The 16494-nt window shown below is 73.2% G+C and carries 15 protein-coding genes; 8 read left to right on the top strand and 7 right to left on the bottom strand.

Annotated features, from left to right (window positions below; all coding sequences use genetic code 11):
- Positions 1 to 3 precede the first annotated feature (3 nt).
- The 3 genes from ACFV0Q_RS14100 to ACFV0Q_RS14090 are packed head-to-tail and all read left to right on the top strand — an operon-like array spanning position 4 to position 3408.
- Positions 4 to 2064, top strand: a complete 2061-nt coding sequence (locus ACFV0Q_RS14100) for a SpoIIE family protein phosphatase (protein WP_385004922.1) — start codon at positions 4 to 6, stop codon at positions 2062 to 2064.
- 58 nt (positions 2065 to 2122) lie between these two features.
- Positions 2123 to 2983, top strand: a complete 861-nt coding sequence (locus tag ACFV0Q_RS14095; RefSeq protein WP_385004896.1) for an Fpg/Nei family DNA glycosylase — start codon at positions 2123 to 2125, stop codon at positions 2981 to 2983.
- Between the two features lie 26 nt (positions 2984 to 3009).
- Positions 3010 to 3408, top strand: coding sequence for a hypothetical protein (locus ACFV0Q_RS14090; protein ID WP_385004894.1), 399 nt, complete (start codon positions 3010 to 3012; stop codon positions 3406 to 3408).
- A 30-nt stretch (positions 3409 to 3438) separates the two neighbouring features.
- Here ACFV0Q_RS14090 and ACFV0Q_RS14085 read toward each other — a convergent pair whose 3' ends face one another.
- Positions 3439 to 3939: a hypothetical protein gene (locus ACFV0Q_RS14085; RefSeq protein WP_266572717.1), complete on the bottom strand. Its 501-nt coding sequence runs from the start codon at positions 3937 to 3939 to the stop codon at positions 3439 to 3441.
- 220 nt (positions 3940 to 4159) lie between these two features.
- Positions 4160 to 4693 (bottom strand): sigma-70 family RNA polymerase sigma factor, encoded by a 534-nt coding sequence (locus ACFV0Q_RS14080; RefSeq protein ID WP_385004892.1) that lies wholly within the window; start codon positions 4691 to 4693, stop codon positions 4160 to 4162.
- 266 nt (positions 4694 to 4959) lie between these two features.
- Between ACFV0Q_RS14080 and ACFV0Q_RS14075 the strand changes: the two genes are divergently transcribed.
- Positions 4960 to 6168, top strand: a complete 1209-nt coding sequence (locus tag ACFV0Q_RS14075; RefSeq protein ID WP_385004890.1) for a CapA family protein — start codon at positions 4960 to 4962, stop codon at positions 6166 to 6168.
- A 3-nt stretch (positions 6169 to 6171) separates the two neighbouring features.
- On the opposite strand, the gene ACFV0Q_RS14070 is transcribed toward ACFV0Q_RS14075, so the two are convergent.
- Positions 6172 to 6633 carry a universal stress protein gene (locus ACFV0Q_RS14070; protein WP_385004888.1) on the bottom strand — a complete coding sequence of 154 codons (462 nt, stop codon included), beginning with the start codon at positions 6631 to 6633 and terminating at the stop codon, positions 6172 to 6174.
- Positions 6634 to 6693: 60 nt separating this feature from the next.
- On the opposite strand from ACFV0Q_RS14070, the gene lysX reads away from it, so the two are divergent.
- Together lysX and ACFV0Q_RS14060 are read left to right on the top strand one after the other, a co-directional pair.
- Positions 6694 to 9996 (top strand): bifunctional lysylphosphatidylglycerol synthetase/lysine--tRNA ligase LysX, encoded by a 3303-nt coding sequence (gene lysX, locus ACFV0Q_RS14065; RefSeq protein WP_385004886.1) that lies wholly within the window; start codon positions 6694 to 6696, stop codon positions 9994 to 9996.
- Between the two features lie 91 nt (positions 9997 to 10087).
- Entirely contained in the window at positions 10088 to 10984 is an 897-nt protein-coding gene (locus tag ACFV0Q_RS14060) for a polysaccharide deacetylase family protein (protein WP_385004884.1), read from the top strand.
- Positions 10985 to 11050: 66 nt separating this feature from the next.
- On the opposite strand, the gene ACFV0Q_RS14055 is transcribed toward ACFV0Q_RS14060, so the two are convergent.
- The gene (locus ACFV0Q_RS14055) at positions 11051 to 11716 is read right to left on the bottom strand and encodes a class F sortase (protein WP_385004882.1); all 666 of its coding nucleotides are present in this window, start codon (positions 11714 to 11716) and stop codon (positions 11051 to 11053) included.
- A gap of 352 nt (positions 11717 to 12068) precedes the next feature.
- Here ACFV0Q_RS14055 and ACFV0Q_RS14050 point away from each other — a divergent pair, with 352 nt between their 5' ends.
- A complete protein-coding gene (locus tag ACFV0Q_RS14050; RefSeq protein WP_385004880.1) occupies positions 12069 to 12569 on the top strand; it encodes a hypothetical protein in 501 nt (166 codons plus the stop codon).
- Positions 12570 to 12720: 151 nt separating this feature from the next.
- Here the strand turns inward: ACFV0Q_RS14050 and ACFV0Q_RS14045 are convergent, their stop codons facing one another.
- The 3 genes from ACFV0Q_RS14045 to ACFV0Q_RS14035 form a co-directional block, all read right to left on the bottom strand.
- The gene (locus tag ACFV0Q_RS14045) at positions 12721 to 13413 is read right to left on the bottom strand and encodes a hypothetical protein (RefSeq protein WP_385004878.1); all 693 of its coding nucleotides are present in this window, start codon (positions 13411 to 13413) and stop codon (positions 12721 to 12723) included.
- A 194-nt stretch (positions 13414 to 13607) separates the two neighbouring features.
- Positions 13608 to 14378 carry a hypothetical protein gene (locus ACFV0Q_RS14040; protein WP_385004876.1) on the bottom strand — a complete coding sequence of 257 codons (771 nt, stop codon included), beginning with the start codon at positions 14376 to 14378 and terminating at the stop codon, positions 13608 to 13610.
- A 75-nt stretch (positions 14379 to 14453) separates the two neighbouring features.
- Positions 14454 to 15134 carry a hypothetical protein gene (locus tag ACFV0Q_RS14035; RefSeq protein WP_385004874.1) on the bottom strand — a complete coding sequence of 227 codons (681 nt, stop codon included), beginning with the start codon at positions 15132 to 15134 and terminating at the stop codon, positions 14454 to 14456.
- A gap of 326 nt (positions 15135 to 15460) precedes the next feature.
- Here ACFV0Q_RS14035 and ACFV0Q_RS14030 point away from each other — a divergent pair, with 326 nt between their 5' ends.
- Positions 15461 to 16291, top strand: a complete 831-nt coding sequence (locus ACFV0Q_RS14030) for an SAM-dependent methyltransferase (RefSeq protein ID WP_385004872.1) — start codon at positions 15461 to 15463, stop codon at positions 16289 to 16291.
- Positions 16292 to 16494: the final 203 nt, after the last annotated feature.

Here is a 16494-nt window from a genome sequence, read left to right as displayed (position 1 = left end):
CCCCTGTGTCATGGTGGACCGGTGCCGAGCACCGCATCTCCGCCGGAGGACTGGCCCGCACACCCGGACCGGTCGCTCTCCCTGAACCGGATGGGCAGTTTCGACTGGGACCTGGTCACCGGGCTCATGCACATGGACGCGGCGGCCCTCGAGGTCTTCGACACGACCTCGGACGACTACGACGGTCGGCCCGAGTCGCTCGGCCCCCGCGTCCCGCCCGCCGAGGCCGCCCGGCTGGACGCCCTGGTCTCCAGCGCCCTCAAGAGCGGGGTGGACAGCTACGGCGCCTACTTCCGCATCCGCTGCCGCGACGGCGGGCTCCGCTGGACCCACACCCAGGGCCGGGTCATGCGGGACCCGGCCGGGCGCCCGTTCCGGATCATCGGTATCGTCCGCGACGCGACCGAGGAGCTCAGCCACTCGGCCGAGCGCCTCGGTCTGGACGACGAGCGGCGCCGCCAGACCTCCGTGGTCGAGAGCACCACCGCCGCCCTCGCGCACGCCCGCACCGTCAAGGACGTCATCGACGCCCTCGGCGACGCCCACGGCCTCGAACGGCTCGGCTCGATGGGCATGGTCATGGGCCTGGTCGAGGCCGGCCGGATCCATCTGGTGGCCGAAGGCCCCGAAGGCAGTTTCGTCCCCGGCACCCGCTACACCCGCGTCGACGAGCAGTACCCGATGAGCGAGGTCGTGCGCTCGCTCCAGCCCCGCTTCCTCGACTCGGCCGAGGAGTTCGCCGAGGGCTACCCCGGCCTCTGGGCGAAGATCTCCTCGATGAGGATCTCGGCCGCCGCCTACCTGCCGCTCATCGCCCAGGCCCGGCCCATCGGCGCGATCGGCCTCCTCTACCAGGACAAGGACGGCTTCACCCAGGACGAGCGCAACCTGCTGGTCGCGCTCGGCAGCAGCATCGCGCAGAGCCTCCAGCGGGCGATGCTGCTCGAACAGGAGCACGACCTCGCCGAAGGCCTCCAGCAGGCGATGCTGCCCCGCCGCATCCCGGCCGTCCCCGGAGCCCAGATCGCCGTCCGCTACCGGTCCGCCCGGATGGGCCAGGACATCGGCGGCGACTGGTACGACGTCATCCCGCTGCCGGGAGGACGGGTCGGCGCGGTCATCGGCGACGTCCAGGGGCACGACACGCACGCGGCGGCCGTCATGGGGCAGCTGCGCATCGTGCTGCGCGCGTACGCGGCCGAGGGGCACGCGCCGGCCACCGTGATGGCCCGGGCCTCGGTCTTCCTGCACGAACTGGACACCGACCGCTTCGCCACCTGTACGTACGTGGAGGCCGACCTCGCCACCGGGGTGCTCCAGCTCGTGCGCGCCGGACACCTCGACCCCCTCCTGCGCACCCGGGCCGGGGACTGCCGGCGGCTGCCGGTGGAGGGCGGGATGCCGCTGGGGCTGTCCGCCGAGTTCGGCCGCCTGGAGTATCCGGTGACCACGGTGGAACTGGACCCGGGAGAAACGATCCTGCTGTGCACCGACGGACTGGTGGAGCAGCCCGGCGCGGACCTGGACGACGGCATCCGGTTCCTCACCGCCCTGGTCCGCACCGGGCCCGCCGACCTCCAGCTGCTCGCCGACCGGCTGTGCGAGGTCGTCGACGACCGGGGCGACGACGACATGGCCCTGCTCCTGCTGCGCCGCCAGGGCGAGGACGTCCCGCAGGGCGGCGGCCGGCTCCAGCAGCACGTGGCGCCGGGGGACCCCGAAGCGCTCGTCGCCGCCCGGCACATGATCGGAGCGGCCGTGCGGGCCTGGGGCGCGCGGGGCCGCTCCGACGAGATCGAACTGGTCGCGGACGAGCTCATCGTGAACGCCCTGATGCACACGGACGGCCCGGCCATCGTGACCCTGCGCGTGCTGAGCGGCCCGCAGCGGCGGCTCCGGGTGGAGGTGGAGGACCGCTCCAGCGCCCTCCCGCGCCGCCGGGAGGCCGGGGACTCGGGGGTGTCGGGCCGCGGGCTGATGCTGGTCGACCGGCTGGCGGACGTCTGGGGAGTGGAGCCGCGGGGCAGCGGCAAGTGCGTGTGGTGCGAGTTCGTGATGGGCTGACCCGGCGGCACCGCACGCCCCGTTCGCGTTCCGCCGGAGGCCGGGGCAGGCTGGGAGGATGCCCGAGCTGCCGGAGGTCGAGGCCCTGAGGGGGTTCCTCGACGAGCGCCTCGCCGGGCGGGTGGTGGAACGCGTCCTCCCGCTCGCGGTCAGCGTGCTCAAGACGTACGACCCCGCGCTCACCGCCCTCGAAGGACAGCGGGCCGGACCCGTCGCCCGGTACGGCAAGTTCCTGGCGCTCGGCATCGGCGACCTCCACCTCGTCACCCACCTCGCCCGGGCCGGCTGGCTGCGCTGGCGGGACACCCTGCCGGCCCAGCCGCCCCGCCCCGGCAAGGGGCCCCTCGCGCTGCGCCTCGTACTGGAGGGCGGGGGCGGCTTCGACCTCACCGAGGCGGGTACGCAAAAACGCCTCGCGGTCTACGTGGTGCGCGACCCCCAGGAGGTTGCGGGCATCGCCCGGCTCGGCCCCGACCCGCTCGACGAGGGCTTCGGCCGGGACGCCTTCGCCGCGCTGCTCGCGGGGGAGCGCCGGCAGATCAAGGGCGTGCTGCGCGACCAGAGCGTGATCGCGGGCATAGGGAACGCCTACAGCGACGAAATCCTGCACGCGGCCCGCGTCTCCCCCTTCAAACTGGCCGCCTCCTTCGACGAGGAGCAGGTCACCCACCTCTATGAGGCCGTCGAGGACACCCTGCGCGCGGCCGTCGAGCGGGCCCACGGGGTGGCCGCCGGACAGCTCAAGGCCGAGAAGAAGAGCGGGCTGCGGGTCCACGGCCGGGCGGGGGAGCCGTGCCCGGTGTGCGGGGACACCGTCCGCTCGGTGTCCTTCGCCGACTCCTCGCTCCAGTACTGCCCGACCTGCCAGACCGGGGGCAAGCCGCTCGCGGACCGCAGGCTCTCGCGACTCCTCAAGTAGCGGGGCGCCGCATAGACTCCGGCAGCATGTCGGAGGACCAGCAGCGGCCGCAGCCCCGGCGGGAGATCGTCACGGGGGTGCCCCGGGGCACCCGCCGCAGACCGCCCGCGCACACCCCGGCCCGCTCGGAGATCTCCGAGCAGACCACCCTGGGCGCCACCTACGTACGCGCCCTGATGCGCAGTCAGCTCCGCGCCGGGCTGGCCGCGCTGGCCGTGCTCGCCGTGGTCCTCGGGCTGCTGCCGCTGGGCTTCCTGCTGCCGCGGCCGGTCGCGGGCCCGGTGGTCTGGGTCGCCCTCGGGCTGGTGGCGTACCCGGTGATGTGGCTGATCGCCCGCTGGTACGTGGGCCGGTCCGAACGCAACGAGGCCGATTTCACGGGTCTGGTGACGGACCCGGCCGAACCCCCGGCCCCCCGGCCGTAGTCCGCGTACGCGACCTGCCCCCGGCGGCCCTCAGAAGAGGTGCATCGCCAGGTGGCCCAGCGGGAGGCCGAGCTGCCAGGCCGGGGTCCAGACGCGGGCGTTCTCGTCCAGCCCGGCCGGGGTGTCGGCGTGGCCCTGGCGGCCCGGGTCGAGGTTGGTGGCGAACAGCTCGGTGCGGTCCAGCCAGCGCCAGGCCGCCCGGGCCAGCTCCAGGTCCGGGTCCTCGCCGCGGCCCCGCTCCCGGGCCTCCTCGCCCAGCGCGAGGAACCGGGTGTCGACCCAGTCCCGCCACGGGTGCCCGTACGCCGTCAGGGAGAGCCACTCCTCCAGCTGCGAGACGACCCGGATCCCGGAGAGCTCACCGGCCGCGTCCGAGAGGTAGATCGTCAGCGCGAGCGTGTCCCGCCCGGCACGGAACTCCAGCGTGCTCACCGGGATCAGCCGCCCCGTGCGCAACAGCTCGTCCGCGATGTACTCCGCGTAGAGCCATGCCATGGGCACCGCCAGTCCGCCGTCACTGGTGCCGTTCATACCCTCGGGCTGCACCGTTCCACCTCTCCCGCGCGTCGAGCGTCCCGCCGTCGTCCACGAGCCTTCACCGGCCGGCTCGCGAAGCGGGGGATGTTTACTCAACTTGAACGGACTGGTGCCGATATCGATGCGGTCCGTGTCCGGTTCGTGCGCCTGGAGGGCGATCCTTGAGTATTTCTCCACCGCCCCCGGAGCGCTCCGCGAGGGCCGCGGACCCGGTTCAGGCGCCGAGCCCGTACCCCTGGAGCCCTTTGCGCAGGGCGCGCAGGGCGTAGTACGTACGGGATTTGACCGTTCCGGCCGGAATGCCGAGCTCCGCTGCCGCTTCGGCCACCGAGCGGTCGCGGAAGTAGACCTGCATCAGCACGTCCCGGTGCTCCGGGCCGAGGCTGCCGAGCGCCCGCCGGACGTCGATCGCGGTGACCGAGCCCGCCACCGCGTCCTCGGGCGCGGGCGCCTGCTCCAGGCCGTCGGGGTCGACCTCCTGCGGCCGTGACAGCCGGGCGCGGCGGGCGTCGATCGCTAGCCGCCGCGCGACGGTGAACAGCCAGGGCCGCATGGACTCGTGCCCGGTGTCGAGCACCTCCGGGTGCTGCCAGACCCGTACGAGGGTCTCCTGGACCAGGTCCTCGGCGCGCTGCGCGTCCCCCGCCGTGAGGCCGACGAGGAAACCGAACAGGGCCCGCCCGTGCTCGCGCTGGAGCGTGGCGAGCGCCTCGGGTTGCGTGCGCTGGAGGGTGGGGGAGGGCGGCACGAGTGGCTCCTTCCGGTGCGCTGGGTTCCACTCACCCTCACCTGCGCGGAGCCACCCGGGAACCGTCCGGCGCCGCCGTTGCGCCCAAGCGCGCCGGTCGTCCGGTGGGCGGCCGCGCCGGACGGTGAACGGTCGAACGGCACGGCGAACGGACGTACTCCGTCGGGGTGAGAACAAGCCCGCCGACGGCGCAGGTCCTTGACTTGGGGCGCCTTCTCTTATGGATTTCGGATCATCCGACAGTCCTACGAATAAAGGCTGGACAGATGACCAAGCGCACCCGGCAGGCCCTCGCGCTGCTGTCGGCCCTCCTCCTGTCCTCGGCGGCGGCCGGCTGCTCCTCGCCCAGTGCCCCCGCCCCCGCCCGCTTCGGCTCCGGCGGGCCCGCCGCGGCCCGCGCCGGAACGGCCCCGCCCGCCGCCCCCGGCTCCGCCAAGGGCTTCACACTGGTCGCGAGCGGCGACGTCCTGCCGCACACCTCCATCATCAAGCGCGCGGCGGACGACGCGGACGGCGACGGCCACGACTTCCGGCCCATGTTCTCCGCGGTCAAACCGGTCGTCTCGGCGGCCGACCTGGCCCTGTGCCACATGGAGACCATCTACGGCGAGGACGGCGGCCCCTTCAGCGGCTACCCCGCCTTCGTCTCCCCGCCCACGGTGGCCGACGCGCTCAAGGACGCCGGGTACGACGGCTGCTCCACGGCCTCCAACCACACCCTGGACGACGGGGGCGACGGCCTGAAGCGCACCCTGGACCGCTTCGACAAGGTCGGCCTGGGCCACGCCGGCTCCGCCCGCACCGCGGCGGAGGCGGCCCGGACCACCCTCTACACGGCCGGCTCCGCGAAGGTCGCGCACCTCGCGTACACCTACGACACCAACGGCTACCCCATGCCCGAAGGCCAGCCGTGGGCGGTGAACCTGATGCGCCAGGACGAGATCGTCGCCGACGCGCGGGCCGCCCGGAAGGCGGGCGCGGACGTCGTACTGGTCAGCCTGCACTGGGGCACCGAATGGCAGACCGAACCGGACGAGACGCAGCTCTCGCTCGGCAAGGCGCTGACCGCCTCGCAGACCGGCGGCCGCCCGGACGTGGACATGATCCTCGGCACGCACGCGCACATCCCGCAGGCCTACGAGAAGGTCAACGGGACCTGGATCATCTACGGCATGGGCGACCAGGTCGCCGGGGAGATGTTCAACTACTCCGGCGCCCGCGACATGCGCGGCAACTACGGCTCCATCGGCCGCTTCACCTTCGCCCCGCCCGCCGCCCCCGGGCAGCGCTGGCAGGTCACGAAGGCGGAGTTCATCCCCCAGATGATGGACCTGTCCACGGGACGGATCGTCAACCTCCCCGCCGCCCTCGCCCAGAGCCCGGACCACGAGGAGTACGAGAGCGCGCAGGAGGCCGTCACCGAGGCCGTCCTCGGCCGCGGCGCGGCCAAGGACGGCCTGAAAGCGGCCCAGTAGCGCTTACGGCACGACGGTCACCGGCCACCGTCCCGCCTTGACCAGGCGGACCGCCACCGAGCCGATGATGCGGTGGCCGGCCTGCTCGGAGGCGCCGACCACCACCGCGTCCGCCTTCAGGTCCTCGGCGGCGGTCACCAGCCCCGCGTACGGGTCCCCGCGGAAGGTGTGGAACTGCCAGCGCACCTCGAAGATGCCCTTGAGGCGCTCCGCCGAGGCGCGGATCTCGGCCACGATGCCCTCCGCGATCTCCCCAGTGGTGTCCCCGACCGGCACCCCCAGCGAGGCCCCGGCCGGCATCACCGGCTGTACGTAGACCAGCGCCAGCAGCGCGTTCTGCCGCCGGGCCAGTCCCGCGGCGTAGGCCGCGGCCCGCAGGGAGGAATCGGATCCGTCAACTCCGGCGAGGATCACCTTCGGGCCGTCGGTACCGCGCTCGAAACCCGTGTTCACATGCTCAGTCACGCTCCCGAGGTTATGGGGTTCACCGCGCGGACCCGCGCGGCCCTCCCTACAGTGCCAAGCATGAGTGCCACGCTGGACGAGACCCGGGGGACCCGCAACCGCTTCCTGAACCGGGTCCCGGACGCCTTCGGAGCGTTCTTCGGATCGCTCGGCCTGCTGTGCGCGCTGCTGGCGCTCTCCCCGACGCTGCGCAGGCTGCTGCGGCCCGTGGTGGACTTCCTCGACGACTTCGTGGTCCCGGTCAGCGCGAACCTCGCGTACGCCGTCTTCCTCTTCCTGCTCGCGGCCGCGCTGGGCATGCGCAAGAAGATCGCCTGGTGGATCGTCGTCACCTATCTGGCCCTGCTCGTCCTCGTCGACGTACTGATCATCGCGGACGGGGACTTCTGGGTCGGCGGGCCCTCGATGGCCCTCGCGGTGGCCGCCTTCGCCTTCCTCATCGCCGCGCGCACGGAGTTCTACGCCGCCTCCCGCCCCGGAGCCGTCTGGCGGGCGATGCTCGTGCTCGGCCTCGGGCTGCTCGCCGCCGTGTTGCTCGGCTGGGGGCTCGTGGCCCTGTTCCCCGGCACCCTGCCCAAGGGGCAGTGGCTGGACTGGGCCGCCAAACAGGTCTTCGGCGGTCTCTTCTCCGCCCGGCAGTTCGACGGCAGCCCCGCCCGCCCGCTGTACTTCCTGCTCGGCCTCTTCGGCGCCGTCGCCCTGCTGAACGCCGCCGCCACGCTGTTCCGCTCGCAGCGGCTGACGGCCGCCCTGCACGGGGACGAGGAGCCCCGCATCCGCGCCCTGCTCGGCGCGTACGGGCGGGCCGACTCCCTCGGCTACTTCGCCACCCGGCGCGACAAGGCCGTCGTCTTCGCCCCGAACGGCAAGGCCGCCGTCACCTACCGGGTCGAGGCCGGGGTCTGCCTCGCCAGCGGCGACCCCGTCGGCGACCCCGCCGCCTGGACCCCCGCCATCGACGCCTGGCTGGGCGTGGCCCGCCGCTACGGCTGGCAGCCCGCCGTGATGGGAGCCTCCGAGGACGGCGCGACCGCGTACGCCCGCTCGGGGCTGGGCGCGCTCCAGCTCGGCGACGAGGCGATCCTGCAGGTCGCCCACTTCGACCTCGACGGCCGCGACATGCGCGTCACCCGGCAGGCCGTCAACCGGGTCCGGCGCACCGGCGCCACCACCCTGATCCGCCGCCACTCGGCCCTCTCCGAGGACGAGATGCAGATCATCGTGGACAGCGCCGACAAGTGGCGCGACACCGAGACCGAGCGCGGCTTCTCCATGGCCCTGGACCGGCTCGGCGACCGCGCCGACGGCGACTGCCTGCTGGTCGAGGCCTTCGACGCCGAGGGCGAGCTGATCGCCCTGCTGTCCTTCGTCCCCTGGGGCAAGGACGGCATCTCCCTGGACCTGATGCGCCGCGACCGCGCCGCCCCCAACGGGGTCATGGAGTTCATGGTCGCCGAACTGTGCGCCGCCGCCCCGGGCCTGGGCGTGCGCCGGATCTCGCTCAACTTCGCCGTCTTCCGCTCCGCCTTCGAGGAGGGCGGCCGGATCGGCGCGGGCCCCGTCCTGAAGATGTGGCGCAAGCTGCTGCTGTTCTTCTCCCGTTGGTGGCAGCTGGAGGCCCTGTACCGCTCGAACGTGAAGTACGGGCCCCAGTGGTACCCCCGCTTCCTCTGCTACCAGGACGCCGGCTCGCTCGCCCGGGTCAGCCTCGCCTCCGGCATCGCCGAGGGCTTCGTCTCCGTACCGAGCCTGCGCACCCTGTGGGGCAACGGCCACCCCAAGGGCCTCACCGCCCCCGCCAACACCGCCGGGCTGCCCTCCATCGACTCCCTGGGCCTGGACCTCGTGGGGGAGGACGGGGCGCGGGCGCCGCAGGAGCGGATGCCCGACCAGGTCCGCGTCCGGCACGCCAAACTGGAGCGCATCCGGGCCTCCGGCACCGACCCCTACCCGGTCGGGATCCGTCAGCGCACGCACACGGTCGCCCAGCTGAAGGCCGCCCACCCCGGCTACCCGCCCGGCTCCCGCACCGGCGAACAGGTCACCCTCGCCGGACGGGTGATGGTCGTACGCGACCTCGGCGGCGTGGTCTTCGCCGTACTGCGCGACTGGACCGGCGACACCCAGCTGATGTTCACCCGCGACGAGAGCGGACCCGGCGTCCTCGACGCCTTCACCTCCCAGGTCGACTTCGGCGACCACGTGGTGGCCGGCGGGGAGGTCGCCGCCAGCCGCGCCGGCGAGCTGTCCGTGGTGGTCGACTCCTGGCAGCTCACCGGCAAGTGCCTGCGCCCGCTCCCCGACAAGCGCAAGGGCCTGGCCGACCCGGAGGCCCGCGTCCGGCGGCGCTACCTCGACCTCGTCGCCAGTCCCGAAGCACGGGACGTCGTACGCGCCCGCTCCAGCGCGGTCCAGGCCCTGCGCCAGGGGCTGCTGGACCGCGGCTACCTGGAGGTCGAGACCCCGATGCTCCAGCAGATCCACGGCGGCGCCAACGCCCGGCCGTTCCGCACCCACATCAACGCCTACGACCTGGACCTCTACCTGCGCATCGCCCCCGAGCTCTACCTCAAGCGGCTGTGCGTCGGCGGCATGGAGAAGGTCTTCGAGATGGGCCGCACCTTCCGCAACGAGGGCGTCTCCTACAAGCACAACCCCGAATTCACGATGCTGGAGGCCTACCAGGCCTTCGCCGACTACGACGTGATGCTCGACCTGACGCGCGAGCTCATCCAGGGCGCCGCCACCGCCGCCTTCGGCTCGCCGATCGCGCACAAGGCGGGACCGGACGGAAAGCTCGTCGTCCACGACATCTCCGGGCTCTGGCCGGTCAAGACCATGTACGGGGCGATCGGCGAGGCCCTCGGCGAGGAGGTCGACGCCGACACCGAGGAGCCGGTCCTGCGCGCGCTCTGCGACCGGGCCGGCGTCCCGCACGGACCCGAGGACACCCGGGGGGACGTGGTCCTGGAGATGTACGAGCGCCTGGTGGAGGAGCGCACGAAACTCCCCACCTTCTACAAGGACTTCCCGACCGACGTCTCCCCGCTCACCCGCCAGCACCGCAAGGACCCGCGGCTGGCGGAGCGCTGGGACCTGGTGGCCTTCGGCACCGAACTGGGCACCGCGTACTCGGAGCTGACCGACCCCGTCGAGCAGCGCCGCCGCCTGACCGCCCAGTCGCTGCTGGCGGCGGGCGGCGACCCCGAGGCGATGGAACTCGACAACGACTTCCTCGACGCCCTGGAGTACGCGATGCCGCCCACCGGCGGCCTCGGCATCGGAGTCGACCGCCTCGTCATGTTCCTCACGGGACTGACGATCCGCGAGACGCTGCCGTTCCCCCTGGTGCGCCGCGGCTGATCGGCAACGTGGCTGGTCCGAGCGGGTGAGGGGCGCGGGGCACGTCCGCGCCCCTCGACAACTTCGGCGATGTCGTTGATACGTAGTAATAATGAAAAATGACGAGCCGACAGTAGGGCGACGCGTGCTCCTGCGTACCGCCGTCTTCCTCGGAATCGCCGCCGCCTCCGGCATGCTCACCGGAGGCGAGGCCGACCCGCCGGCGCCGGGAACCCCCGGCAGCGCCGGCGGTCCCGCACCCGCGGCGGGCCCCGGCAACGTGGGCGCCGCGGGCGCGCCCGGACTGAACGCCGCGACCCTCCCCGAAAAGTCGTACCGGCTGAGCCCCATGACCGCCGAATCCCCCGCCCGGCCGCCCGCGGCGAAGCCCGCGGTACGGACCCGGCCCATCCTGGAACTGCCCCCCGAGGCGCGCGCCGGCAGGGCCATGGTGCTCACCTTCGACGACGGCCCGGACCCCCGCTACACCCCGGCGATCCTGGACACCCTCTCCCGGTACGGGGTCCGCGCGATGTTCTTCGTCTGCGGGGAGATGGCCACCGACAATCGCGACCTGCTGCGCCGGATGGCGTCCGAGGGACACGTCATCGGCAACCACACCTGGACGCACCCGCTGATCCCCTCGCTCGGCCGGGGGGCCCTGGAATCGGAGATCGGGCGCACCAGCGAGGTCGTCCAGCAGAGCGTGGGGGAGGCCCCGGTGTGGTTCCGGGCGCCGTACGGGGCCTGGAACCGGGCCGCCTTCGAGATCGGCGCCGACCTGGGCATGGAGCCGATGGCCTGGACGGTCGACACGCTCGACTGGAAGGAACCCGGCACCGCGTCCATCGTCTCCCGGGCGCTGGACGGAGCCGCCCCCGGGGCGATCGTCCTCAACCACGACGCCGGCGGCAACCGGTCGCAGAGCGTCCAGGCGGTGGCCACGTACCTGCCCCAACTGCTCGCACAGGGCTACCGGATGACGCTGCCCGCCCTGCCGCCGCGCTGAAAAGGGGTGCTCCCCCGGCGGGGCGGGGGAGCACGTGCGGGGGCCTGCGGGGGCCGCCGGGTTCCCTCAGCGGGACTCCACCATCCGGGCGAAGACGACCACGTTCCCGTCGTAGCCCTTGGCCTTCGAGTAGCCGCCGCCACAGGTGATCACCCGGAGCTCCGGGTGCCCGGTGTCCCCGTACACCCGGGCTCCGGGGAAGGCGTCCTTCGCGAACACCTCGACGCCGTACACCTCGAAGACGGCCGTGCGTCCGTCGTAGCGCTCCACCTCGATGCGGTTGCCCGGCTTGATCGAGCCCAGGCCGTAGAAGACGGCCGGGCCCTGCGCGTTGTCCACGTGGCCCACGATCACGGCCGATCCCTGCTGGCCCGGCGAGATGCCGTTGAGGTACCAGCCCGCGAGGTTGCGGTCCTGCGGCGGCGGGGCGTCGATCCAGCCCTGCGCGTCCAGCCCGACCGTCATCACGGGCGCGTCCACGTTGATCGTCGGAATCCGGATGCGCTGGACCGACGAGTGCTCCAGCACCTCCATGTCCGCCGGCGGCGTCGGCGGACGGGCCGGCAGCTGGTCGGCGTGCGCGGCGACCGCCGCGGCCGCCGTCGGCTGCGGCGGACCGTCCTCGACGTTCGCCCCGTTCCGCATCATGGCGAGGCCGCTGAGCATGACCAGCGCGAGCACGCCCCAGGGGGAACGTCTCCTCCGCCGCAGCTCGCTCTCGTCCTCGAGCATGGGTCTCCCTTCCGAACGCGGGGGTCCCGACCCGCGTTCCAGTCCCTCCCCAGTACGCCCTTCTTCCCGCACGTTAAGGCCGCATCGGCGAGACGGCGATCGGGGAGGGGCGAACGGGTGGTGCGGCCGGAAGGGGTGCGCCCATCCAGGTAATCGTCACATAAATGCCTGACGGCTCGTGACCTGCGGATCCGTCAGATGATCGGTCCGCGCCTCGGCGTGTCGCTCAACCGGGCGGCCCAAAGGCGGAAATGCGCTGGTTGCGTGCCGCCCCGAGGGTTCGTGATGGGAGGCGTTCTCGTCGATCTGCCCGGGCCACCGCTCCGGGGCGCTTCCCGCTGGAGGTTCCACCATGCGTGTTCTCCGCGCTCTCACCGTGACCGCGGCCGCCTGCGCCGCGATCGGGCTCAGTGCCACGTTCGCCACCGCGAACCCCCCGCAGAACAGCGGGAACGGGCCCAGCAACGTCACGGTCAACCCGTACTCCGTCCACCAGGGCGCCTCGATGCAGGTCAGCGCCGCCGGCTGCGGCCACGGCGGCACGGTCTGGTCGCACGGCAACTTTCCGCAGACGAACCTGTCGGCCGGATCCATCGGTTTCGCCACCGTCCGGATCTTCAACCACGCCTCGCCGGGGCACCACACCCTGTCGGTCAAGTGCCACGACAACAGCCTGGTCGCCACGCACCGCTTCACGATCCTCGCGGGCAACGGCGCACAGGGCGGTGTCGGAGGCTCCTTCGGCCCGTCCACCGCCGAGACGGCCATCGGCTCGGGCCTCGTCGGCGCCGCGGCGCTCGGCGCGGGCGCGCACGTGATCCGTCGCCGTCGTCCGGTCGGCTCGCGGGTCTGAAGGGCCTGACGGGCCTTCGCCCCGTACGGCGCCGTCCTCCTCCGGGCCGGCCTGCCGCCGCTCGCCCCGGGTCCCGCCCAGGACCCGGGACGGCCGGCGGCTGCCGGGGTTGCCGGGGTTGCCGGTGCCGCCGGTGGCGGGCGTCGGCGGGTCAGTGGTGGCGGCGGGCCGCCGCGCGCCGTCGGCGCAGGGCGTACGCCGCTCCGCCCGCGGCAGCGAGGAACAGGGCGGCTCCCGCGCCGAGTTCCAGGGGATCCATGCCGGCCACGCTGCCGCCGAGCCCGCCCCGTACGCCGAGCGAGGCGGCGGGGGTGGTCGCGCCGCCGCGCGCGGTACCGGCCGTCGCGGTGCGCGTGGGCGCGGGCGTGGCGCGTACGGGTGCGGGCGTGGCGCGGGTGGTGGCGGGGGCCGGGCCGGTGGTGGCACCCGTGGTCGCGGGGGTCCTGGGACCGGAGGTGGAGCTGGTGGTGGGCTTCGACGTACCGCCGGCGATGGTGAGGTCCGTGGAGCCGGTCTCCCCGTTGCAGGTGAAGGAGACGGAGTACTGGGCTCCGCGCCGGGCGTCACGGTCCACCGTGACCCGGGCGGTCTGTCCCCGCGCGATGCTCACGGTGTCGAAGACCCCGGAGGAGGCGGTGGCGTAGGCGGCGCCGCAGCCGGTGACGGAGAGCACCGTCTGACCGCCGGGCGCGACCGTCGCGGGGGTGAGGGCGAAGCCGAAGGAGGTGACGGGCGCCGCCTCGGCCGCGAGGGCGGAGGGCGCGCCGGAAGCGCCGAGCGCGAGTACGGCGGCCGTGGCGCCGGCGCTCAGCAGGGCGGTGGCGGAGCTGCGTATCGCACCCATGGTCGGTTCTCCGGATCCCCGAGGAGCAGTCGCGCAGCGTTTCCGCACGTGGAGGGTCGTGCACCTCGATGTCCGCCACGCTAGGCGCGGGGCCGGTGACCCGCGATCAGGAACGGGCGAATGGGGCACGCCCGTAGGCCGAACCGGGGACGGACGGCCCGCCCCCGGTTTGCCCTCGGTGTACGGCCCCCCGGCTAGTCCGTCAGCCCCAGGTGCGGGAACTGGGCGAAGAAGGGGTCGGCGGTGGCGGCGATGCCCCGGCCGAAGGGGGCGTCGAAGTCCCAGATGAGGAACAGCAGGAAGGCGATCAGCGCGCTGAACAGGCCCGCCAGCAGCATCTCCCGGAAGGAGCGGCGGATCTGCAGGGTGAAGATCAGACCGACCGTCACCATGGCACCGGCGATCAGTCCGAACCACACGACTCCGGGCATCGTGGCCCCGGCGCTCTGGCCGCGCGCGTTGCGGGCGTCGTCCACCACCCCGACCTGGTCCACCAGCGGCTGGTACGCCTGACCCTCGTGGTCGGTCCGCGGCTCGTAGTCCGTGACGTCGCGGCGGATCCGCTCCAGCAGCTCCCCGCTGCGGTCGGTGAGGTTGCCGCTGTCGGCCATCTCCTGCCACTCGGTGTCGACCACGTAGGTCACGTACGCGTCCACGTCGGCGCGGATCTTCTTGCGCACCTCGGCCGGGTAGACCTCGGAGCGGACGCTGATCTCGTGCAGGGCCTGGGACTCCTGGCGCACGTACTCCTGGGCGGCCCCGCGGCCTTCCCAGACGCCCGCGATCGCCAGGCCGAGCACGATCGCGTAGATCACCCCGATCATCATCGTCATGTACTCGATGACGTCCGGGGTCTCGTTCGGATCGTCGTCCTCGCCGATCCGGCGGTGGTTGAAGAAGGCGATGGCCAGGACCACGGCGCAGGCCGCGGCCATCGCGAGGGACAGGACGAGCCATTCCGACAAGATGACTCCCAATCGGTGAATCGGCGGACCGCGCGAGGGCCGGGGCCGTGCGCGACCGGCAGGAGGAGAGGCGGCCTAGCGCGGGCGCAGCGCGACGATCGCGAGCACGGCGGGGGCCGCGGTCATGAGGGTGAAGGTGACCGGCGAGATGTGGTGCTCGACGGGCTTGCGGGCTGCGGAGTGGTACGAGGGGCGGGCCACCGGCTTCTTCGGGGCGGGCGGAGGGGGCGCCGAGGGGGTGGGCGCCAGCGGCGGGGCCGGCTTCGGCGGGGGCGGCGCCGGGGCCTTGAACACCCGGGGCGGCGGGGGCGGTGCGGGTACGGGGGCGGACGGGGGTGGTGGTGTGGGCGGGGCGGGCTTCGGCGGGGGCGGCGGAGGCGGCTTGGGGGTGGGAGTCGGCGTCGGGGTCGGGGTTGGGGTCGGCTTCGGCGGGGTCGGCTTCGGGGTGGGCGTGGGCGTGGGCGTCGGGGTGGGCTTCGGCGGGCAGGGCGGGGGAGGCGGCGGGCAGTGGTGGCCGTGCCCCCCGCCGTGCCCGTTGCCGTCGCCGTCGCCGTTGCCGCCGTGGTGATGTCCGCCACCCCGGACGGTCGCGCCCGCGCCGCCGCCGGCGGTCGCGAACGCGCTGAGAGCGGTTCCACCGTCCGCGGCGTCGATCGTCACGTAGGCGCAGCTATCGGCCACGGCCGGCGTGGCGGACAGCGCCGCCCACAGCAGGACCGGGACCGCCAGCAGGCGCCGGGCACAGGCTCTGTTCACCCGGGGAGCATGGGGCCGCACGCGCCCGCGCGCGGGGGGCACGGAGCCGGTTCGCCTGAACGGGCGGAGTTCGGACCGGAGAGGTTTGAGCCAGCTTCGGGACGTGTCTGATCGCCCATCGGTCAATAGTCAAAAGGTATTTGTCGGTTTCTTCACCAAGGCTGTCCGGACCTGCACGTGCCTTTGGTGTGTGACCAAGAACGGACCGCCAATTTCCGCTTTTACTCGCCCCGTTGGGCAATGATCAGTACATTCGGCTCGGACAGGAGTCCGACCCCCGTCCCACCCCCCGGACGGACCGGCACGACGACGGCTTGGAGACCCCGATGGAACGCCCCGCCTGGGCCCCGCCAGGTATCGACATATCGGTGCCGAGCGTGTCCCGCATCTACGATTACTACCTGGGCGGCTCCCACAATTTCGAGGTCGACCGCCAGGCCGCCCGCCGGGCCATGGAATTCATGCCGGGCCTGCCCAAGATCATGCAGGCGAACCGGGCATTCATGCGCCGCGCCGTCCGGCACGCCGTCGCCGAGGGCGTCACGCAGTTCCTCGACATCGGCTCCGGCATCCCCACCTTCGGCAACGTCCACGAGGTGGCCCACGCCGCGAGCCCCGAGGCCCGCGTCGTCTACGTCGACCACGACCCGGTGGCCGTGGCGCACAGCCAGGCAGTCCTGGCCGGCGACGAGCGCACCGGCGTGGTCTCCGCCGACCTGCGCAAGCCGCAGGACATCCTGGCCGCCCCCGAGATCGCCGGGCTGCTGGACCTGGACCGGCCCGTCGCCCTGCTGCTGGTCGCCGTCCTGCACTTCCTGGAGGACACCGACGAGCCCTACGCCGCCGTGGCCCGGCTGCGCGACGCGCTCGCCCCGGGCAGCCTGCTGATCCTCACCCACGCCTCCTACGAGGGCATCCCGCTCTCCGAGGAGGTCACGGACGGCATGGTCGGCGTCTACCGCGACATCCGCAACCCGCTGGTCATGCGCAGCCACGACCGGATCTCCGGCTTCTTCGACGGGTTCGAACTGCTGGAGCCGGGCCTCGTGTCGATGCCGGACTGGCGGCCGGACCGCACCGGGCCCCTCGCGGACGGCGAGGCGCCGGAAGACCCGTACGCCTTCTCGGGCTACGGCGGCGTGGGACGCAAGACGTGAGACTCCCCGCTCCGACCCCGCCGCCCGCCACCCCGAGCCAGTCCCGCGCGGCGGACTCCGGGAACGCGGTGCCCCCGCACGACCCACCCGTCCCGCCCGCCCCAAAGGCCCCGACCGTCCCGAGTGAATCGCCCGGCCCTTAGACGCCGGTGTCGCCCAGCGGGTCGGCGCCGAACTCGACGCCGTGCACTGCACCTGTCTCG

It is taken from the genome of Streptomyces sp. NPDC059564, assembly GCF_042735575.1.
Taxonomy (GTDB): Bacteria; Actinomycetota; Actinomycetes; order Streptomycetales; family Streptomycetaceae; genus Streptomyces.
Note: the sequence above shows the minus strand (reverse complement) of the source record. Positions and strands in the feature narration are given on the sequence as shown.

Coding starts and splice junctions, on each gene's coding strand:
- ACFV0Q_RS14095 (WP_385004896.1), top strand. CDS start 2,123: ATGCCCGAGCTGCCGGAGGTCGAGGCCCTGAGGGGGTTCCTCGACGAG.
- ACFV0Q_RS14090 (WP_385004894.1), top strand. CDS start 3,010: ATGTCGGAGGACCAGCAGCGGCCGCAGCCCCGGCGGGAGATCGTCACG.
- ACFV0Q_RS14085 (WP_266572717.1), bottom strand. CDS start 3,939: ATGAACGGCACCAGTGACGGCGGACTGGCGGTGCCCATGGCATGGCTC.
- ACFV0Q_RS14075 (WP_385004890.1), top strand. CDS start 4,960: ATGACCAAGCGCACCCGGCAGGCCCTCGCGCTGCTGTCGGCCCTCCTC.
- lysX (WP_385004886.1), top strand. CDS start 6,694: ATGAGTGCCACGCTGGACGAGACCCGGGGGACCCGCAACCGCTTCCTG.
- ACFV0Q_RS14060 (WP_385004884.1), top strand. CDS start 10,088: ATGAAAAATGACGAGCCGACAGTAGGGCGACGCGTGCTCCTGCGTACC.
- ACFV0Q_RS14055 (WP_385004882.1), bottom strand. CDS start 11,716: ATGCTCGAGGACGAGAGCGAGCTGCGGCGGAGGAGACGTTCCCCCTGG.
- ACFV0Q_RS14050 (WP_385004880.1), top strand. CDS start 12,069: ATGCGTGTTCTCCGCGCTCTCACCGTGACCGCGGCCGCCTGCGCCGCG.
- ACFV0Q_RS14045 (WP_385004878.1), bottom strand. CDS start 13,413: ATGGGTGCGATACGCAGCTCCGCCACCGCCCTGCTGAGCGCCGGCGCC.
- ACFV0Q_RS14030 (WP_385004872.1), top strand. CDS start 15,461: ATGGAACGCCCCGCCTGGGCCCCGCCAGGTATCGACATATCGGTGCCG.